Consider the following 17,487-nt stretch of genomic DNA (forward strand, 5'->3'; position numbering starts at 1 on the left):
TGTGTTTGGTGAAATTACTATGAACTGACTTCTTCGGGTACAAACTCCTGATAGTAGCGATAGCGTTCAATGATTTCTTTCACATAATTTACTGGCTCTTCGCCACGGCAGTAGCCGTACTTCACTACCGGGTCGTTGAAGTATTTCTTTTGACTTTTCATAAGCAGGGCTTCTTCTACATGATCATACCAGAGGTTCGGGTTTTGACCATTTTTCTCTGCCAGCCTGCGTGCATCCTGTACATGATTGTGGCCAGCGTTGTAGGAGGCCAACACAAACTTTAGCCGTTCGGTAGAGTCCGCGATGTGCTTGCTCCAGTAAGCATCTAGATAATCCAAATGTGCGATACCTGCCTCCAGGCTTGTTTTTGGGTTGGTTAGCTTGGAGTAGCCGTAGCTTTTAGCTGTCTTTGGCATTAGCTGCATGAGTCCTACAGCCCCGGCCCATGATTTGGTCTTTGGGTCGAAGCGTGACTCCTGATACACTTGAGCTGCCAGCAGTCGCCAGTCCCAGTTTATCTCTGTGGCTGCAGCTCGCATGAGGTCATCATAGCGTGATATTTTATCGCCTTCTTTGGAATAAAACTGACTTTTTACTCGTGTGGTGAAAGCTCTGGAATTTTTAAAGTACTTGTTGTAGGTCACGTAAAAATCATCTTCCTTTCGCTGTGCTTTTAGCCATTCATTTACTCTTGCTTTGAGCTCCGGAGAAGTTTTGCGTACTGCCCAGGCCAGTTGCTGCATCACGCCTACAGTGGTTTGGATGTCAAGGTTGCGGTAGTAGGTGGCATTGATGCTCGCCAGGTTATGGTCTGCTATGGTGTAGTCTATTTCTCCAGAGGCTACCATCTTCATGATTTCATCCGTACTCAGATTTCCAGGCAGGTAGTGGATGTTGATTTCCCCGCCCAGTTCATCCTGGAGGTTGAGCAGTCGGTCGTTGTACGAGGATCCTTGTCTGACGTGCACATCCAAACCAATCAGGCGGATAGGATTTCTTACCAGCACTTTTTCGAGTTCGTGCAGTTTCATCTGTCGCCAGTTGTCGGGTTTGCGTTGTACCAGCGACTGGTGCGTAAAGTTGAGTGGAAGGGTGAAGTCTGCTATCTGTCTTCGCGAGCGAGTCACTGTGAGGCCATAAGTAATGATATCCCCTTCGCCTTCATTGAGCATGTTAAAAATTTGATCAATATCATCCGCAACAATCATTTCCAGCTCTACACCCAGTTCACTGGCAAGCTGTGCGGCCAACTCGTATTCGTATCCCATAGGCTGTCCGCGGTAGAGAAAATAGCTCGTGCTAGAGTAGGTGGTGATGGCTTTGAGCGTGTCGCGTTCCAGGATATCTTCCAGGTCTGCATGAAACTGCGTAGAAGAGTGTATCCTGTTTAAAAAAGAGTCTACAAACGACTCTTCTGCCAGCGTGTCTTTACCAGCACTGCCTGTCTCTTGAGCGGTTGGGTCTGCTTGTTGGCAGCCAATCATACAAATGAGAAGGGTTATACTCAAGCTAAATCTGGAAAATGGAAGTAACATAAATAGGTTTTTGTGGCACCCTGCTGGTGCATGTTTTAGGTTGATCATGACACTAATTCAACAGATCACTGGAGCAAAGGTTTTGGTAGGAGAGTTTTGTATGGCTGAAACAATACTGAAGTCTGGTGATTATTAAAAGGAAAACAGAAGGCGCAACTAGACTATGGCATTTGTAGGATCACTCGTTAAGGCAGGAATTTCACTTAATCAAAAACTAAACTTCGATCTAAAGAAGCCGGAGGAGCACCAGCGTGACCAGCTGGTAAAGCTTCTCGAGGCTGCCCGTAAAACAGCGTTTGGCAAATTTTATGGATTTAGAGAGCTCCTCAAGTCTGAGGATGTGATTGCGGCCTTCCAGCGAGAAGTTCCCATACACGATTATGATCAAATGCATGACAGATGGTGGCGTCAGCAGCTGAAATACCCCGATATCACCTGGCCGGGGAAGCCTCAGTTTTATGCGCGTAGTAGCGGTACCACCGGAAAAACCAGTAAGCGTATTCCCATTACTGACGAGTTTTTGCAAAGCATAAGAGATGTGGGTACCTCCCTGGTACGTACATTGCCCAATTTTGATTTTCCGAAAGAGCTCTTCGAAACAGAAATACTTATGCTCAGCAGTAGTGCTAACCTGGATGAGCAGGAAGGACACTATGAAGGTGAAATTAGCGGTATCAATGTAAGTAATTTTCCAGGTTGGTATGATTGGTTTTATCGTCCGGGTAAGGAAATTGCCTCTATCGACAATTGGGATGAGCGCATCGCTCGAATAGTGCAGGAAGCTCCCCATTGGAACATTGGGGGCATAGCTGGTATCCCTTCATGGGTTCTGATCATGCTGCAGGAGGTTGTGAAAGCACATAGATTGAAAAACATTCACGAACTGTGGCCAAACCTTACCGTATATGCGAGTGGAGGAGTAGCTTATGATACTTACCGTGAAGGTTTTGAAAAGATTTGCGGCAAGCCTATTCAAGTCATAGATACCTATCTGGCTTCAGAGGGATTTTTTGCATATTCAGCCAGGCCGGATACGATGACCATGGAGCTGGCACTTTCGCATGGATATTTCTATGAGTTTATTCCCTTTGATGAGCGTGGGGTAGACGCCCAGGGCAATTTACTGGACCAGCCCGAAGTACATACTTTGGCAGATGTAGAGCAAGGGCAGGAATATGTCTTACTGGTGAGCTCCTGTGCAGGTGCATGGCGTTATATGATAGGGGATACGATTAAGTTCACCAGCATTGATCCACATGAAATTAAGATCACGGGGCGGACGAAGTTTTTTCTCAATGTGGTGGGTTCACAGCTTTCTGAAGAAAAAATGGACACAGCTATTGTGGAAGTGGCGGAGCAGTGCCAGTGTGAAATCAATGAATATGCCGTAGCTGCCGTAAAAGAAGCTTCAGGCTATGTACACCAGTGGGTAATCGTCTGTGAGCAGGAGGTGGATGAAAGCCACTTTGCCAACCTGCTGGACCAATCACTGGCCGGAGCCAATAAAAATTATGCTGTAGCCCGCTCAAAAGCGTTGGAAGGGGTGAAGGTGATGCGGATCACCAAACAGTGCTATCATGACTATCTCGAACGAACGAAAAAGAAGGGTGGTCAGGTGAAAACTCCTAAAGTAATGCCTGAAGAAAAGATGAGGGCCTTTCTAAGCTACGCCAATTCATGGAGCTAATACAGGTTCCAGCAGTGGCTCTCCTTCAGGACACAGCTCTACTTCCTTGATGGACAAGTAGTATTTTTTGATTTTGTCCTGATAGGTGTTGTCAGAAAATTCATGATCCAAAATCCAGTGTTTCGAAGCAAGTATTTCATCTTTGAATCCGTGGGCTATGGCCATGTAGTCGGCGGCATGCTCTACTTCCCGTTTAAAGCGATCAGAAATCAGATACCTGAGTCCGTAGCTGATCATGCCCAGGTTGCTGTACGGCTCATAGTCAGCAATGTGCCCCAGCTCATGAGCAAACCACCCTGTGAGTACATCTTCCGGTAGATCAGCTACTTTCACCTGCTTACTATCTCTTACATATTCAGCCAGTTTTACGCGATAGCTTTTTACTCCGGATATCAGGCTCTTAAAGCTAATGACTGGCTGAGCCTGCATGGTAGAGGATTTAATGGGTTTTTGTAGCAAAGTGATACTATAGGATTGTAAAGCTTCGTATCCTTTTAACGCCGTGAGAAAGCAGCGCCTTATTTTTTGATTTTCTACATTCTCAAAGATCACATTCATTTCTTTGGGAGCTTGTGAGATGCTAGAGTTTTTTGAGACAAAAAGAAGAGGAAAGATGATGAGGATGCTCTTGAGCAAGTTCATATGTAGATAACAGCTAAACCGGATGATTGTTACATGTTCAAGATTGTAAAAATCCTTATAACTTTCCAGTCGTTAACCCCAAAAAGTCTAAAAATGAACCCATATGTCAACTGGAAGCTACTCAAGAGCGGTGTAGCGGAGATTGAGTTTTACCACCCCAGCCACAATTGCATGCCTTCTGATCTGCTGGGTGAGCTAGCAACTACCATTGCTTCCTGCGGCGAAAACCCTCAGGTAGAAGTGATTGTGTTGCGCAGCGGAGGTGATCGCACCTTTTGTGCGGGCGCCAGCTTCGATGAGCTCATTGCGATCAAAAGTCTGGATGAGGGCAAGGCGTTTTTTAGTGGGTTTGCCAATGTGATCAACGCTTGCCGAAAGTGTCCTAAATTGATTATCGGGCGGGTGCAGGGCAAGGCTGTTGGTGGTGGAGTAGGCCTGGCTGCAGCAGTAGATTACTGCTATGCTACCAAATTCGCGGCGATTCGCTTGAGTGAACTAAACATAGGAATTGGTCCATTTGTGATAGAGCCTGCGGTGTCTAGAAAGCTGGGTGCTCAGTATGTAGCTCAGATGACTTACAATCCATCTGAAGGTAAATCAGCCGAGTGGGCACAGGTTCATGGGTTGTATGCTCAGGTATTTGAGACGGCCGAGGAAATGGATGCTGTAATGATGGCTCATGCCGAACAACTTGCAAAGACCAACCCCGCGGCCAGAACAGCCCTCAAAAAGGTGTTTTGGGCAGGGACCGACCACTGGGATGAGCTACTCGCGGAGCGAGCAGCCAAGAGTGGTGAGCTAGTGCTTTCGGAGTTTACCAAACAAGCACTGGCTAAGTACAGGAAAGATTAACCTCTTTTAAAGGCCAAAAGGCTCTCAGTAGAGTTTTGCTCATCAAAATAATAGTCCTCATAGTTAAACCCTTTGAGGTCTTCTATACTGGTTATTTTGTTTTTGATGATGTAGCGAGCCATGAGTCCTCTGGCTTTTTTAGCAAAAAAGGAAATGATCTTATACTGGCCGTTCTTAAAGTCCTTAAATTCTACGTCGATCACTCGGGCTTTTAGTTGGCGGGTATCCACAGCTTTGAAATACTCTACAGATGCGAGGTTGACCAGAATGTCGTCTCCTTGTTTTTTGAGGTCTTTGTTTAGGGCAGGAGCGATGATGTTTTTCCAGTAGTCGTAGAGGTTTTTGTATCCATCGAATGCCAGTTGGGTGCCCATTTCCAGTCTGTACGGCTGTATAGCGTCCAGTGGGCGCAGTAGGCCGTAGAGTCCCGAGAGGATACGCAGGTGATCTTGTGCAAAGTTTACCTCTTCCTGGCTAAGAGTGGCTGCATCTAGCCCCTGGTACACATCACCCTGGAAGGCAAAAACACTTTGCTTGCTGTTTTTCTCCGTATGTCTGGAAGCAAATTTCTGATAACGCTGGACGTTTAGTTGTGCCAGGTTTTCGCTGATGCTCATGAGTTGCTGCAGGTCGTTTTCATCTTTTTCCTTCAAGGCTTCCAGGATCACTTTGGATTCGTTGAAAAAACGAGCTTTGGTTTTTTCTGCATTTACTGGAGTCTCAAAATCCAATGTTTTGGCTGGAGATACGATCGCTATCATGTGGCTATTTCTATGTTTAAGGTTCTAATGCTCAAATCAACTGATTTGTTTGGCGAAAATAAATGGTTGCTGATAATTGAAACTTAAACCCGCTAAAGTAATGCTTATAATACGATCGAAGATTACAGATTGATTTTGGTAGATTTACGCAGGAGATGCGAATGAAGAAAACGGGTAAGACTTATGCCATTATTGATGTAGAAACCACCGGAGGTATGGCCGGTGCTTCACGCATTACCGAAGTGTCAGCATTTCTTTTTGATGGAGAGCGAGTGGTAGATGAGTTTACTTCACTGGTAAACCCTCAAATGCCAATTCCCGGCTTCATTACTCAACTCACAGGCATAGATGACGACATGGTGCGCTCTGCGCCTACCTTCGAAGAAATAGCCCGTCCACTACTGGAGGTTATTGGCAACAGTACCTTTGTGGCTCACAATGTCAATTTTGATTTTGGAATGATTAGAGGCGAATACCGTCGGGTAGGGTACGCATTTGATGCACCTAAGCTTTGTTCCGTGAAATTGGCCAGAAAATACTTGCCAGGGTTTAAAAGCTATAGCCTGGGACGCATTTGTGAGCAACTCAATATTCCGATTAATGGGCGCCATCGTGCACGTGGTGATGCAGAGGCCACTGTGGAGCTGTTTCGGCTCATAATGGACGCATCTGGTGGCCACCCGACAGTAGGTAATGATAGCTGGGTATCAAAAATGCCCGAGGGTTTTGATCGCAGATTGGTAGATGATTTACCAGAGTCCTCAGGGATATTGTATTTTAAAAATCAGAATGGAGACGTTATTTATGTAGAGGGTGCCAGAGATCTGTACAAAGCGGCTATCAAACAACTAAATGCCAATTCTCAAAAGGCTCACGACCTTCGTAATGCGCTGGCTAGTATTGATTTTGAGGAGGTAAATAGCGAACTTATCGTAAGCCTCAAAGCAGCCAATGAACACCGCAAGCACCTGCCGGATTTTAATAAAAACCTGAAAACAAGCGCCTATCAACTAGTGGCGGAGACCGACATGTTTGGCTATACACAGCTTCAGGTGGTGTCTCAGCGATCATATCATGGCGTGTGGAACGAGTTTCAAACCAAAAAGCTCGCTGAAAATCACCTCGCGATGCTCCGCGATAAGTATCATCTGTGCGCTCAGCTTACAGGACAGGCGGATCGCTCAAAATGCCAAAAAGCAGGAAAATTCACATGCCCTGGACCATGCCATCAGCTAGAGTCTGCAGACAGCTACCAGCTCCGTGTAGTTTCAGCATTGCGTCATGAGCTTCCAGAGAAAGGAACGTTTGCTCTGCTGGAGCCAGCTGCGGAACAAGAACGGGCGTTTATCCTCTTTGAAAACTATGAATATGTCGGTTATGGTCAGTTTAATGAAGAGTATGATTCTTTGAGCAGTTTTGATGATTTTAAGGCGTATGTCACCACAGACTTTCTTGCACCTGAAAAAGTGGTGACTATTCGCAAGTTTTTGGGTGGTAAGCAACCAATGAAAAAGCTGATATTTGATGAGCAGGGAATTTGTCTGAAAATGGTTTGACGAACACATTTCTTTAGATAATTGGTAATTCACTGATTATTCCGGGGGATACTCGCTACCTTTGCTGTTCATTTTAAGAAAGTATTTTTGAATAATTTTAGCAAACTAGGACTTTCACAGTCAATCGTGGACGTCCTTGACTCTTTGGGTTTTGAAAACCCTACTCCAGTTCAAGAAAAATCCATTCCTCTTCTTCTGACTAAAAACCCAACCGATTTTATCGGGTTGGCCCAAACGGGAACAGGCAAAACGGCAGCTTTTGGTCTGCCGCTCATAGATCTCATAGAGGAGGACAATAAATCTACTCAAGCGCTAGTGATGGCGCCTACACGTGAGCTTGGCCAGCAAACGGGTAAGCAGTTGGTAGATTTTTCTAGCAACAACAAAGCAGTAAATGTAGAAGTGGTATATGGCGGAGCTGCCATTACCAATCAGATCAAAGCACTAAGGAAGCCCACACAGATCATAGTGGCTACTCCGGGAAGACTCCTGGACCTCATCAAGCGCAGAGCTGTAAAGCTTGAAAACGTAAAATACGTGGTGCTGGATGAAGCCGACGAAATGTTGAATATGGGCTTTAAAGAGGATATCGACGAAATCCTTTCCCATACCCTGGAGTCGCGGGTGACCTGGTTGTTTTCTGCTACCATGCCACCGGAAATCCGCCGGATTGTAAAGAAATACATGAAGGACCCGATAGAGGTAGCGGTAAACACTGAGCAGAAAAGCAATGTGGACATTTCTCACAAGTATGTGATGACCAAATCGTCCAACAAAATAGCTGCACTTCGTAGGTTTTTGGATATTCAGCCAGACATGCGCGGAATAATGTTTTGTCGTACCAAACGCGAAACACAACAAATCGCTGACGATCTGGGCAACCTGGGCTATGGTGTGGAAGCACTTCACGGTGACCTCTCTCAAGGTCAGCGGGATGCAGTGATGAAGCGTTTCAAAACACGATCTATGCAGCTGCTGATTGCTACAGATGTGGCGGCTAGAGGTATCGATGTAAATGATCTTACGCATGTATTTCATCATACACTTCCAGACCAGCTAGAGAGCTATACCCACCGAAGTGGACGAACAGGAAGAGCTGGAAATAAGGGTACATCGTTGGTGTTTATCAACCCACGAGAGGGACGTAGGATTACCGATTTGGAGCGCAAAATCAAAGTGAAATTTGAGCGGGTAGAAATCCCTAGCGTAGAGGCTTTGAAATCGTCCAGAATTCACAACTGGGCCAGCCTAATCATCAATACACAGGTAGATCCTCAGTCTGAAAGTATCCTCACCGATGTGCAGGACAGGTTTGCACACCTGAGCAAAGAAGACCTGCTCAAGCGATTGATCACCACACAGCTGGATCACCTGATGGTGCAGGAAGGTGAAGAAAATAACCTTAATGAAACCCATGGTGGATCACCAGATAAGCGGGACAGAAGTGGGTTTAGTCGCTACTTTATCAATGTAGGCTCTATAGATGGAATGACCAAAGCAGATTTGGTGCATTTTATGTCAGACATTGCCAACGTAGACAGAAAGTACTTTGGGGACATCACCATGCAAAAGAACCGGTCTTATGTAGATATTGACAGCTCGCAGGATCGAGGCCTTAGCCTGAAGTTTGAAGGAGTGGAGATCGAAGGTCGAAGCATTCGGGTAAATAGAGACGATCAAGGTGACAGAAGAAATGGAGCCGACTTTAAGAAGTCCAAAAACCGACGTAAACCACGTCCGGAAAGAGATCGCCGAAAGGGGAGAAGAAGGAGATAAATCACAACTGGGCTAACATGTTACAAGCTAAACAGTTAGCCTGATCAATAGGGAACGATTGGTGTCCGGAATTGTGTTTTCATGAGGAAGGACCCAAATATTCCATTACCTTTGCATTACAGGAGCTGCAATCAAACTATCTGCAATTTCACCTCACGGTTTTTCAGACAAATCTTTGTAAGTGCACTGGTACCATGCGCGGCGCGCATGAATAGTTATTAGGCTCCGGATTAATATAGGTAAATAGTAAGACGTAACGCATCTCGCGCCGAGATGTAGGGCGAAAGCCTTTTTGGTCTCTACTGTATGTTTCACACACTAAAAGGAGATTCATGGCAAGATCACAAAACAGCTTCATCAAGAAACAAAAGGAGAAAAAGAAACTTCAGAAGAAGAAGGAGAAAATGGAGAAGAAGATGGAGCGTAAAGAAAATAACAACAAGGGAGGAGATCTCTCTGATATGATAGCCTATGTAGATGAGTTTGGTAACATCGTGGATGAGCCACCAGAAGAGCCCAAACCTGAGAAAAAGAAAAAAGAAGAATAAATCAAGGAGCGACATGTGTAAAACATGTCGCTTTTTTTATGCCATTTATATCTGAAACGACTTTTTCAAATCAAATGCTCCCCGTCCATGATATTTGGGATTTCGTCCTAACTTTACCGCCATGGCCGAATACGCTGAAATCATCAAAGACTTACAAAAGGGGAAATATGCTCCGGTTTACTTTTTGCAAGGAGACGAACCCTTTTTTATTGATAACATCACGGAAAACATCGAACACAATGCCCTGGATGATACTCAGAAAAGTTTCAACCAGTATGTGTTGTATGGCAAGGATGTGACCTTTACAGATGTGCTCAACGTGGCACGAAAGTATCCGATGATGGGTGAACGTCAGGTGGTGATCGTAAAAGAAGCCCAGGACATGCGGGACTGGAAAAAGGAAGATCCGCAAAAAATGCTGATAGCCTATCTGGAAAACCCGCTTCCTACTACCATATTGGTGTTTGGTCACAAGTACAAGACACTAGATCGACGTACCAAAATCAGCAAGGCGCTTGAAAAAAATGCGGTTTTTCTCAACTCCAAACGCATCTATGACGACAAGGTGCCAGGGTGGGTAAGGTCCTATGCCCAGGCTACGGGAGCGAATGTCACGGAGAAGGCCATCATGATTTTGACGGAGAATATTGGTAACAACCTCCAGCGACTAGCCAACGAAATCAATAAGTTGAAACTCAACGTGGAGGATGGTCAGCAAATAGATGAGGTGGCGGTTCAGAAATACGTTGGTATTAGTAAAGATTACAACACCTTTGAACTGCAAAAGGCGATTTCATTGAGAGATGAGGTGAAGGTGATGAAAATCGTGCAGTATTTTGATGCCAACCCATCCAGCAACCCATTAATTATGGTGATCGCCAACTTATATTCTTATTTCACCAAGTTGCTGCTCATCCACCATCAGGGAGCATCCGATAAAAACGCTGTAGCCCGCGCCATAGGTGTAAATCCTTTTTTCGCTACCGAATACATGCAGGCAGCACGCAACTACCCGGCGCATATTGTCATTAGAAATATCCAACTCATACATCAGGCAGATTTGCAGTCTAAGGGCATAGGCTATGCTCCTATGAAAGATGGAAACATCCTGAAAGAATTGATATTTAAGTTGATGCACTGATACAAAATCGTTTGATTATACGTTCAAGCCTTAAATACCCAAAAGCACACCACATGCGTATTGCCGCTTTTCTATTTAGCATAGCAAGTATCCACTTTACCATAGCTCAGCAGCTGGAGTCATCTTCAGATCCGCAGTTAATCTATCAGCAGGCGTTGGAAGCCTACCAGCAAGAAAGCTACCTGGCTGCTGTCACTCACTTTGAGCGATTTCAAGAGCTGTCAAAAACACCTAATCCAGAAGCTAGCTATTACCATGCACATGCCAGTTTGCGTGTGGGTGACGCTAGAGCCGTAGCTATGATCAGAAGGTTTATTCAGGATTACCCTGCTCACCCACTGGCTGGAGGAGCTTATTTTGAGCTGGGCAACTATTACTTTCTTCAGGATGATTATGCTGCCAGTCTCGAGTACTATTCTAGTGTGTCTGGAAGTCAGCTGCCCGTGAGGCAGCAAGAGGTATGGTATTTTCGTATGGGGTATGCTCAGCTCAAAGAAGGAGATACACTCGCTGCAGTGCCCAATTTGGAAACAGTACTGGAATATAGAGGGGACTACCACGGTGATGCATCGTATTATTTGGCGGTATATCACTTTGAAAGCGGAAACTATACGCAAGCTTTGGGGTACCTGGAATCAATAGCCGATGACGAACAGTTTTTTGAAAGTGTAGCACAAATGACAGCAGGTATACATTACCATACGCACAACTATCAGATGCTCTACCGCTATGCAGATCAAAACCTCAAAAAGGCAAATCGCAATACACAAAAACTATTGCTGAAGCTGGTAGGAGAGGCGCGATTTGAGGAGGAAGATTACAAAGAGGCAACTACACATTTACAGCGATACGTAGACCTTTCGAGCAAGCGCGTGGATGCCGATACTTATTACAAGCTGGGCTATGCCTATTTTCAAACTGGAGCCAACGAAGAGGCTATTGATAATTTCAAATTGGCAGGTTTGGAGAAAGGCGTACTGGGGCAAAATAGTAGCTTTTATCTGGGGCAGCTGTACATGCGTAAAAACAATATCAATTATGCCTACAGTGCTTTTCAAACAGTAGCTGAAGGTGGAGGAGCTATGGCCGAAGAGGCAGCCTTTACCATGGGTAAGCTCAATTTTCAACGTGAGCAATATGCTGCCGCGGTTCGGGATTTTGAGTCCTTTTTGGAAAAACACCCCAACTCAAGGTGGAAAACCGAGGTGAATGAACTGATGGCCCAGGCATACCTGCGCAGTTCTGACTATGACCAGGCGATAAACCATCTCTCGACCATTCGGAATAAATCTGCGCTAATGAAGAGCGCATATCAGAAAGTGACCTTTAGAAAAGGACAGTTGTTGTTTAACGACCAGAAGTTTCAGCGGGCAGTAGACTTGTTCGATGAAAGTCTGGCATTTCCGATGGATCGAGAACTGGAGGCACAGGCTTTTTACCTCAAAGGAGAATGCCACTCACTACTCAATCAGCCTGAAGCTGCTAAAAATGCGTACATGAGATGTTTGAGTACCGGCACGGAGCAGTGGTCCAATGCTGCCAGGTATGGATTGGCCTATATCCATTACAATCAAAAACAGTACACAGAGGCGGAAGCATTTTTTGAAGATTTTATACAAAACAGTTTCAAGCGTGATGAACTGACGATAGATGCACGGTTGAGGCTGGCGGATTGTTACTACGTCCAAAAGCAATATGATAAAGCCATCCGTCAGTATAAGCAGGTGGACAGTGAGCAGGCCAACGCCTATATCGCCTATCAGCTAGGGTTGGCTTATTCGCTAAAAGGTGATGGTGTGATGGCCCAGCAGCATTTCGAAGAAGTACTTCGCTTTCCCACCTCCGAATACGCAGACAATGCCCTTTTTCAGTTGGGGCAAATGCATGTGGAAAATGGTTCGTTTGATGCTGCCGTGGTAACCATTGAGCGCTTGCTATCCGATTTCCCAAACAGCCCGCTGATGCCCTATGCACATACACGCCTGGCGTTGAGTTATTTCAACCTGGATGAGCTTGCTAAAGCAAAAGCTTCTTATGAGTATGTATTGAAAAACTACATCGCGAATGAAGTAGCAAACGCAGCCTTACTGGGCTTGCAAGAGGTCATGAAAAAAGGACAGTCCGTACCCAATTTTGAGGACTACATGCAGGCCTATCAGCAGGCAAACCCAGATGACAATAGCCTGGAAGTGGTGGCCTTTGAGGCAGCAAAGACCAGCTATTACAATCAGCAGTATGAAGATGCTGCCAACAAACTTCAGGCGTTTTTGGAAAAATATCCTACTAGTGGGTTTCAGGAAGATGCACGCTATTTTTTAGCTGATGCCAACTACCGTGCAGGAAACTGGTCACTTGCTTCTAGCCAGTTTCAGCAGGTGATAGCAGCAGGCGTATCTCCGTATATGGGAAGGTCTCTGGACAAACGAGGCAAAGCTTTGATACGTCAAGAGCAGTTTGGAGAGGCTGTAAACAACTACCGGTTTTTGCTGGGACACGCCTCCAATGCCAAGGAAACATACATTGCCAGGGAAGGGCTTATGAATGCCTATTTTTATCAAAACAAGAGTGATAGCGCCCTATACTTCGCCAACCAAATACTCGCCGATGACTGGAAACCTGCAGATGCGGAGCGAGCTACGCTTTTGCTAAAGGCGAAGCTGTTTGTCCAAAAGGAAAACTATGATGAGGCTCTGGACGAATTAATTCGCGTGGTAAACGATGCGCCCAACGAGCGTGGAGCTGAAGCCAAATACCTAATGGGTAAGGTTTATTACCTCAAAGGGCAGTACAAGCGTTCTCTGGAGATGCTATTTGACCTCAACCGCAACTATGGGTCTTATCCCCACTGGGTGGGAAAATCCTTTTTGCTCATTGCCGATAATTATTTGGAAATGGGGGAGTTGCTGCAAGCCAAAGCCACTACACAGTCTATCATAGACAATGCTTCTGATGATGCTATTGTGCAGGAAGCAAATGAAAAAATGCTGACGATACTGGAAGAAGAAGAGCGCGTACTTGTAGCTGACAGTACCATGGTAGAAGACACAATCCGATGAGAATGATTCGTTACACATATATTGTTCTGTTTTTGCTGCTAGTCAGCCAGGCAATGGCTCAGGAGACAGATACAGCTCCCACCGGAGCTATAGAGGATGCTCAAATTATCATTGAAAAAGACAAGCCCCTGACTTTGCCACGTGCAAGCAGGGTATATAAACCATCGGCCATTCAGCCAGTAGTCACCGATACGGTAAACCTCAGCTTTTACCTTTCTCAACCTCAGGCTACGTTTGACCCGTATGCATTTAGTCCAGAGGTGAAATCGCTCTCCAAAACTGAAGCGCTGGAGGCTAACACCAACTATCTCAAAGTGGGTTTTGGAAACTACCTTTCACCTGAGATTCGTGGGTTTGCCGGAGTAGCTGATGGCAACCGTAGAGTAGGTCTTTTTGTAGACCATGAGTCTTTTGCCCGCGGCCCAGTGCGTAAAGATGAGAGTGCTTATAGCAATACGCAGGTAATTCTCCAGGGATCACTGTCCAACACTGGACTTGTCGTAAGCCCATTTGTCAACTATGAGCTGGAGCGCTATTATTTTTACGGGTACGAAGACGAACCTGCTGAGCAGGGAATTACTGACCGAATTGCCACCAACTACTTTCGGTTAGGAAGTGATTTTTCGGGTAGCAATGGAGCTTTTAGTTACACGGCTACTCCCTTTCTTGCATTTACTACGATGGGCGCTAGCGGACAAGAGGCCTTCAACAGGGAATCCAACTTGGGTCTAAATGGATCTGGAACGTACAAGCAGAATGAATCACTGGAATTTAGACTTGGTACAGACTATTCCTATAGTGGCTATCAAAGTGGAGTCATCCAGAAGCGGCACGTTTTTCATCTTATACCCGAGGTGCGTTATCATAATGATAGGTTGCTTTTAGCTGGAGGAGCAGCTTTGGGAGTCTCTAGTGACAGTGTGGGCGCATCCACAGCCTTAGGCGTATTTCCGAGATTTAAAGGGAGTTTTGCCATCAATGAGCAGTTTGCTATCATGGCCAATGCTACAGGTGGTTTTGCGGCGAATGACCTAAACACCTTACGAAAGCGTAATCGTTACCTGGAAGATACACTGACACTTCTCAATCAGCGTGAGCATGTAAACATGGAGATTGCTTTGGAATATAAAATGCGCCACGACATGAGTCTTGAGCCTTTTATAAGCTATTCAAACACCGCCAATTATGCATTCTTTGTGCCTTCGGGGCTAGACAGTGCACGATATACGCTGCGTTATGACACAGGAGGGCTCGGACGATCAGCATTTGGCGTGCGCTATAGGTTGATCAACAACCGCAGCCAGCTATCCGCAGAAATGGCTATGGTTTCATATCAGACTGATACCCTGGCAGAAGCATGGTATCTGCCAGGTACCACCTTGAAGCTTAACTACAGTCAGCTAATAGGTGAGCAATGGCGCGTACATGGAGAAATGTATGTCTGGGATGGCCTGAAAGGCCCTGTGGGCGGTACCTCAGAAGCCTACGTTTTACCCACTATAGTAGATCTTTCTGTAGGTGGAAGTTACCAAATTGATGATCGTTTCAGTGCCTATGTAGATATAGAAAACCTACTGGGAATACGATACGAGCGATATCTCAACTACCCTGTACGTGGCATAACCGCCAAAATTGGTTTTATTTATCGATTTTAAGTGACATATTCGCAGGGTGGAAAGCAAGTCATTGTTTTGGAATAATGATTTTTTGCTATCTTGGTTTCTACTTAAATCTAATCGAATGGCTGACGAAAAAAATAAAAACGAAGATCCAGAAGAAAAAAAGGACGACCAGTTTGATGATGATGAAGACTTTGGTTTACCCGATCTGGAATACGAAGAATTAGATGAAGACGATGAGGAGGACATTGAAGAAGATTCTCCAGAGCCACCCAAAGAAGAAGAGCCACAAGCTGAGTCTCCAGAAGCTCCGATAGGAGAAGAGGTACTAGACGATGATATAGATATATCTGCTGACGATTTTGATAGCAGTGATGAACCAGAAGACTGGGAAAAAGAGCTTGAGAAAGAACTCGAAGAAGAATTAAAAGCTGAGGGAGATACTGGAGGCTTTTATGAGGAAGAGTCATACGAAGAGTTTGAAGATTCAGGCGAAGACCTGTCTTCAGGGTCTGTGTTTGACAGTGATTCATCAGACGAAAAGGTAGAAGGTGCAGATAGCTATTCTGACCAACCTGCGGCTGCAGCCGGAGGAGCAGGTGCTGCCGGTGGTGGTACTTATGCCAGTGCCTATGCAGATAGTAAGTCTGAGTCTAAAGGTAAGTTTGTGCGAACAGTGGTTATCGGTACGTTGTTGTTTGCCGTAATCGCAGTGGTCTTCTACCTGATGTACGATGGTGGCGATGAGGCACCTAAAAAAGTGGCGGATAAAGTAGAGCAGAAAAAAGCTCCAGCTAAAAAGCCTGCTGCCAAGCAGCCAGTAAAAAAGCAAACGCCTCCACCTAAGAAGGAAGAGACCAAAAAGCCTGCGCCTAAAACCGAGCAGAATAGGCCTGCACAGGCCAATGCTGTACCTGCAGGAGAAATTACCCGATTGCCAGACCCTACAGGAAAGGCTTACATCGTAATCGGGAGTTTCTTTGATGACGACTTGGCCATGGACTATGCCAGAGAGTTGTCTGCTGAAGGTAAGAGCCCATTTGTGATCCCACCGTTTAAAGATCACAGATTTCACCGCGTAGCGATCGCAGAGTACAATAGTTTCTCTGATGCATCCGCCTCCGTAGAAGGGTTCAAAACAGAATACGGTCCTGATATTTGGCCATTGAAATATTAATTCAACTTTCGTTGACAATCTATCGTTTAATCTCGCGTTTATTGGCCGGGATTAAACGATTTTTTGTTTATACACACTTAGATAAAACCCTATGTTTTTGCAACTAGAACCAACAGAAGGTCTGGAAACCATCTCCGTGCTGGAGCTTTTGCTCAAGGGAGGCTTTATGATGATACCCATCATAGTACTTTGGGTAGCGTCTATCTACATCTTTGTAGAGCGCATGCTACTCATAAAGAGTGCTTCCAAAACACCCGCGGATTTTCAAGACAAGATTCATAACATGGTGCTGGCAGGAGATGTACAAGGTGCGCAGCTACTATGTAGCCAAACAGATACTCCGGTAGCACGTATGATTCAAAAAGGGATCAGCCGAATAGGTAGCCCGCTAAAGAACATAGAAGTGAGTATTGAAAATACGGGTAAAATAGAGATCTACAGGTTGGAAAAAAACCTCAGTATACTGGCCACCATCTCTGGCGCAGCACCTATGATTGGTTTTCTAGGAACAGTTACAGGAATGATTCAGGCCTTTATAGCCATAGCCCAGGAAGAAGGTGCTGTGAGCCCCAAGCTGCTTTCGAGTGGTATCTATGAAGCGATGGTGACTACAGCTGCAGGCCTTTTTGTAGGTATTATTGCGTATCTGGGATACAACTTCCTCGTGTCACGAGTTCAAAAAGTAGTACACCGCATGGAATACACCGCCATAGATTTCGTTGACCTGTTACAAGAGCCACAAAAATGAAGCTTCAATCCAAACATAAGGTAGATGCTGCATTTAGCATGTCTTCCATGACGGATGTGATCTTCCTGTTGCTGATCTTTTTTATGCTGACTGCATCGTTTATTACCCCGTCGGGATTGCCGGTAAACTTGCCTTCCAGCAAGAGCTCAGAGATTGTGATGCAAAAGGTGAGCGTGACGATCACTGATGATCTGCAGTACTACGTGGATGACCGCCAAGTGAGTATCAGTCAGTTGGAGGCAGTGCTGCGTGATGCCTTTAGTGGCAAAGAAGGCGTGGTAGTGCTCCACTGTGACAAAACCGTGCCTGTAGAAAACCTGGTGCAGGTGGCAGGCATTGCTACGGCATTAGAAGCGCGCGTATCGATAGCTACCAAGCCCAACTAACTC

At 45.5% G+C, this 17,487-nt stretch carries 14 protein-coding genes; 11 read left to right on the top strand and 3 right to left on the bottom strand.

Going from position 1 to position 17,487, the window contains the following annotated elements; all coding sequences use genetic code 11:
• Positions 1 to 17: 17 nt before the first annotated feature.
• Positions 18 to 1,484 carry an MltF family protein gene (locus C7460_RS24485; RefSeq protein WP_170148080.1) on the bottom strand — a complete coding sequence of 489 codons (1,467 nt, stop codon included), beginning with the start codon at positions 1,482 to 1,484 and terminating at the stop codon, positions 18 to 20.
• A gap of 214 nt (positions 1,485 to 1,698) precedes the next feature.
• Here C7460_RS24485 and C7460_RS17410 point away from each other — a divergent pair, with 214 nt between their 5' ends.
• On the top strand, positions 1,699 to 3,222 hold the full coding sequence (locus C7460_RS17410; RefSeq protein ID WP_115869416.1) for a GH3 family domain-containing protein: 1,524 nt from the start codon (positions 1,699 to 1,701) through the stop codon (positions 3,220 to 3,222).
• Here the strand turns inward: C7460_RS17410 and C7460_RS17415 are convergent.
• Complete coding sequence (locus tag C7460_RS17415) at positions 3,211 to 3,864, bottom strand: hypothetical protein (protein ID WP_245986436.1); 654 nt, start codon at positions 3,862 to 3,864, stop codon at positions 3,211 to 3,213. The genes C7460_RS17410 and C7460_RS17415 overlap by 12 nt on opposite strands.
• Before the next feature lie 93 nt (positions 3,865 to 3,957).
• Between C7460_RS17415 and C7460_RS17420 the strand changes: the two genes are divergently transcribed.
• Complete coding sequence (locus C7460_RS17420; protein WP_115869417.1) at positions 3,958 to 4,716, top strand: enoyl-CoA hydratase/isomerase family protein; 759 nt, start codon at positions 3,958 to 3,960, stop codon at positions 4,714 to 4,716.
• Here C7460_RS17420 and yaaA read toward each other — a convergent pair.
• The gene (gene yaaA / locus C7460_RS17425; RefSeq protein WP_115869418.1) at positions 4,713 to 5,477 is read right to left on the bottom strand and encodes a peroxide stress protein YaaA; all 765 of its coding nucleotides are present in this window, start codon (positions 5,475 to 5,477) and stop codon (positions 4,713 to 4,715) included. The two genes, C7460_RS17420 and yaaA, sit on opposite strands and share 4 nt — an antisense overlap.
• A gap of 161 nt (positions 5,478 to 5,638) precedes the next feature.
• Here yaaA and C7460_RS17430 point away from each other — a divergent pair, with 161 nt between their 5' ends.
• The 9 genes from C7460_RS17430 to C7460_RS17470 all read left to right on the top strand — a co-directional run bounded on the left by C7460_RS17430 (position 5,639) and on the right by C7460_RS17470 (position 17,484).
• Positions 5,639 to 7,033: an exonuclease domain-containing protein gene (locus C7460_RS17430; protein WP_221409567.1), complete on the top strand. Its 1,395-nt coding sequence runs from the start codon at positions 5,639 to 5,641 to the stop codon at positions 7,031 to 7,033.
• Positions 7,034 to 7,120: 87 nt separating this feature from the next.
• On the top strand, positions 7,121 to 8,809 hold the full coding sequence (locus C7460_RS17435; protein ID WP_115869420.1) for a DEAD/DEAH box helicase: 1,689 nt from the start codon (positions 7,121 to 7,123) through the stop codon (positions 8,807 to 8,809).
• Between the two features lie 332 nt (positions 8,810 to 9,141).
• Positions 9,142 to 9,357 (top strand): cold-shock protein, encoded by a 216-nt coding sequence (locus C7460_RS17440; protein ID WP_115869421.1) that lies wholly within the window; start codon positions 9,142 to 9,144, stop codon positions 9,355 to 9,357.
• A 121-nt stretch (positions 9,358 to 9,478) separates the two neighbouring features.
• Positions 9,479 to 10,498, top strand: a complete 1,020-nt coding sequence (holA, locus tag C7460_RS17445; protein ID WP_115869422.1) for a DNA polymerase III subunit delta — start codon at positions 9,479 to 9,481, stop codon at positions 10,496 to 10,498.
• Positions 10,499 to 10,551: 53 nt separating this feature from the next.
• On the top strand, positions 10,552 to 13,554 hold the full coding sequence (locus tag C7460_RS17450) for a tetratricopeptide repeat protein (protein ID WP_115869423.1): 3,003 nt from the start codon (positions 10,552 to 10,554) through the stop codon (positions 13,552 to 13,554).
• A 2-nt stretch (positions 13,555 to 13,556) separates the two neighbouring features.
• Positions 13,557 to 15,209, top strand: a complete 1,653-nt coding sequence (locus C7460_RS17455) for a porin family protein (protein WP_147303001.1) — start codon at positions 13,557 to 13,559, stop codon at positions 15,207 to 15,209.
• An 85-nt stretch (positions 15,210 to 15,294) separates the two neighbouring features.
• Entirely contained in the window at positions 15,295 to 16,350 is a 1,056-nt protein-coding gene (locus C7460_RS17460; RefSeq protein ID WP_115869425.1) for an SPOR domain-containing protein, read from the top strand.
• Positions 16,351 to 16,441: 91 nt separating this feature from the next.
• Positions 16,442 to 17,098: a MotA/TolQ/ExbB proton channel family protein gene (locus tag C7460_RS17465; protein ID WP_115869426.1), complete on the top strand. Its 657-nt coding sequence runs from the start codon at positions 16,442 to 16,444 to the stop codon at positions 17,096 to 17,098.
• Positions 17,095 to 17,484 carry an ExbD/TolR family protein gene (locus tag C7460_RS17470; RefSeq protein WP_115869427.1) on the top strand — a complete coding sequence of 130 codons (390 nt, stop codon included), beginning with the start codon at positions 17,095 to 17,097 and terminating at the stop codon, positions 17,482 to 17,484. The genes C7460_RS17465 and C7460_RS17470 overlap by 4 nt, the downstream gene beginning before the upstream one ends.
• Positions 17,485 to 17,487 lie beyond the last annotated feature (3 nt).

It is taken from the genome of Marinoscillum furvescens DSM 4134 (assembly GCF_003386095.1).
GTDB lineage: Bacteria > Bacteroidota > Bacteroidia > Cytophagales > Cyclobacteriaceae > Marinoscillum > Marinoscillum furvescens.

Excerpts from the sequence above, each read along its gene's own strand:
- C7460_RS24485 (WP_170148080.1), bottom strand. The coding sequence starts at position 1,484 with ATGATTGGCTGCCAACAAGCAGACCCAACCGCTCAAGAGACAGGCAGT.
- C7460_RS17410 (WP_115869416.1), top strand. The coding sequence starts at position 1,699 with ATGGCATTTGTAGGATCACTCGTTAAGGCAGGAATTTCACTTAATCAA.
- C7460_RS17415 (WP_245986436.1), bottom strand. The coding sequence starts at position 3,864 with ATGAACTTGCTCAAGAGCATCCTCATCATCTTTCCTCTTCTTTTTGTC.
- C7460_RS17420 (WP_115869417.1), top strand. The coding sequence starts at position 3,958 with ATGAACCCATATGTCAACTGGAAGCTACTCAAGAGCGGTGTAGCGGAG.
- yaaA (WP_115869418.1), bottom strand. The coding sequence starts at position 5,477 with ATGATAGCGATCGTATCTCCAGCCAAAACATTGGATTTTGAGACTCCA.
- C7460_RS17430 (WP_221409567.1), top strand. The coding sequence starts at position 5,639 with ATGAAGAAAACGGGTAAGACTTATGCCATTATTGATGTAGAAACCACC.
- C7460_RS17440 (WP_115869421.1), top strand. The coding sequence starts at position 9,142 with ATGGCAAGATCACAAAACAGCTTCATCAAGAAACAAAAGGAGAAAAAG.
- holA (WP_115869422.1), top strand. The coding sequence starts at position 9,479 with ATGGCCGAATACGCTGAAATCATCAAAGACTTACAAAAGGGGAAATAT.
- C7460_RS17450 (WP_115869423.1), top strand. The coding sequence starts at position 10,552 with ATGCGTATTGCCGCTTTTCTATTTAGCATAGCAAGTATCCACTTTACC.
- C7460_RS17455 (WP_147303001.1), top strand. The coding sequence starts at position 13,557 with ATGATTCGTTACACATATATTGTTCTGTTTTTGCTGCTAGTCAGCCAG.
- C7460_RS17460 (WP_115869425.1), top strand. The coding sequence starts at position 15,295 with ATGGCTGACGAAAAAAATAAAAACGAAGATCCAGAAGAAAAAAAGGAC.
- C7460_RS17465 (WP_115869426.1), top strand. The coding sequence starts at position 16,442 with ATGTTTTTGCAACTAGAACCAACAGAAGGTCTGGAAACCATCTCCGTG.
- C7460_RS17470 (WP_115869427.1), top strand. The coding sequence starts at position 17,095 with ATGAAGCTTCAATCCAAACATAAGGTAGATGCTGCATTTAGCATGTCT.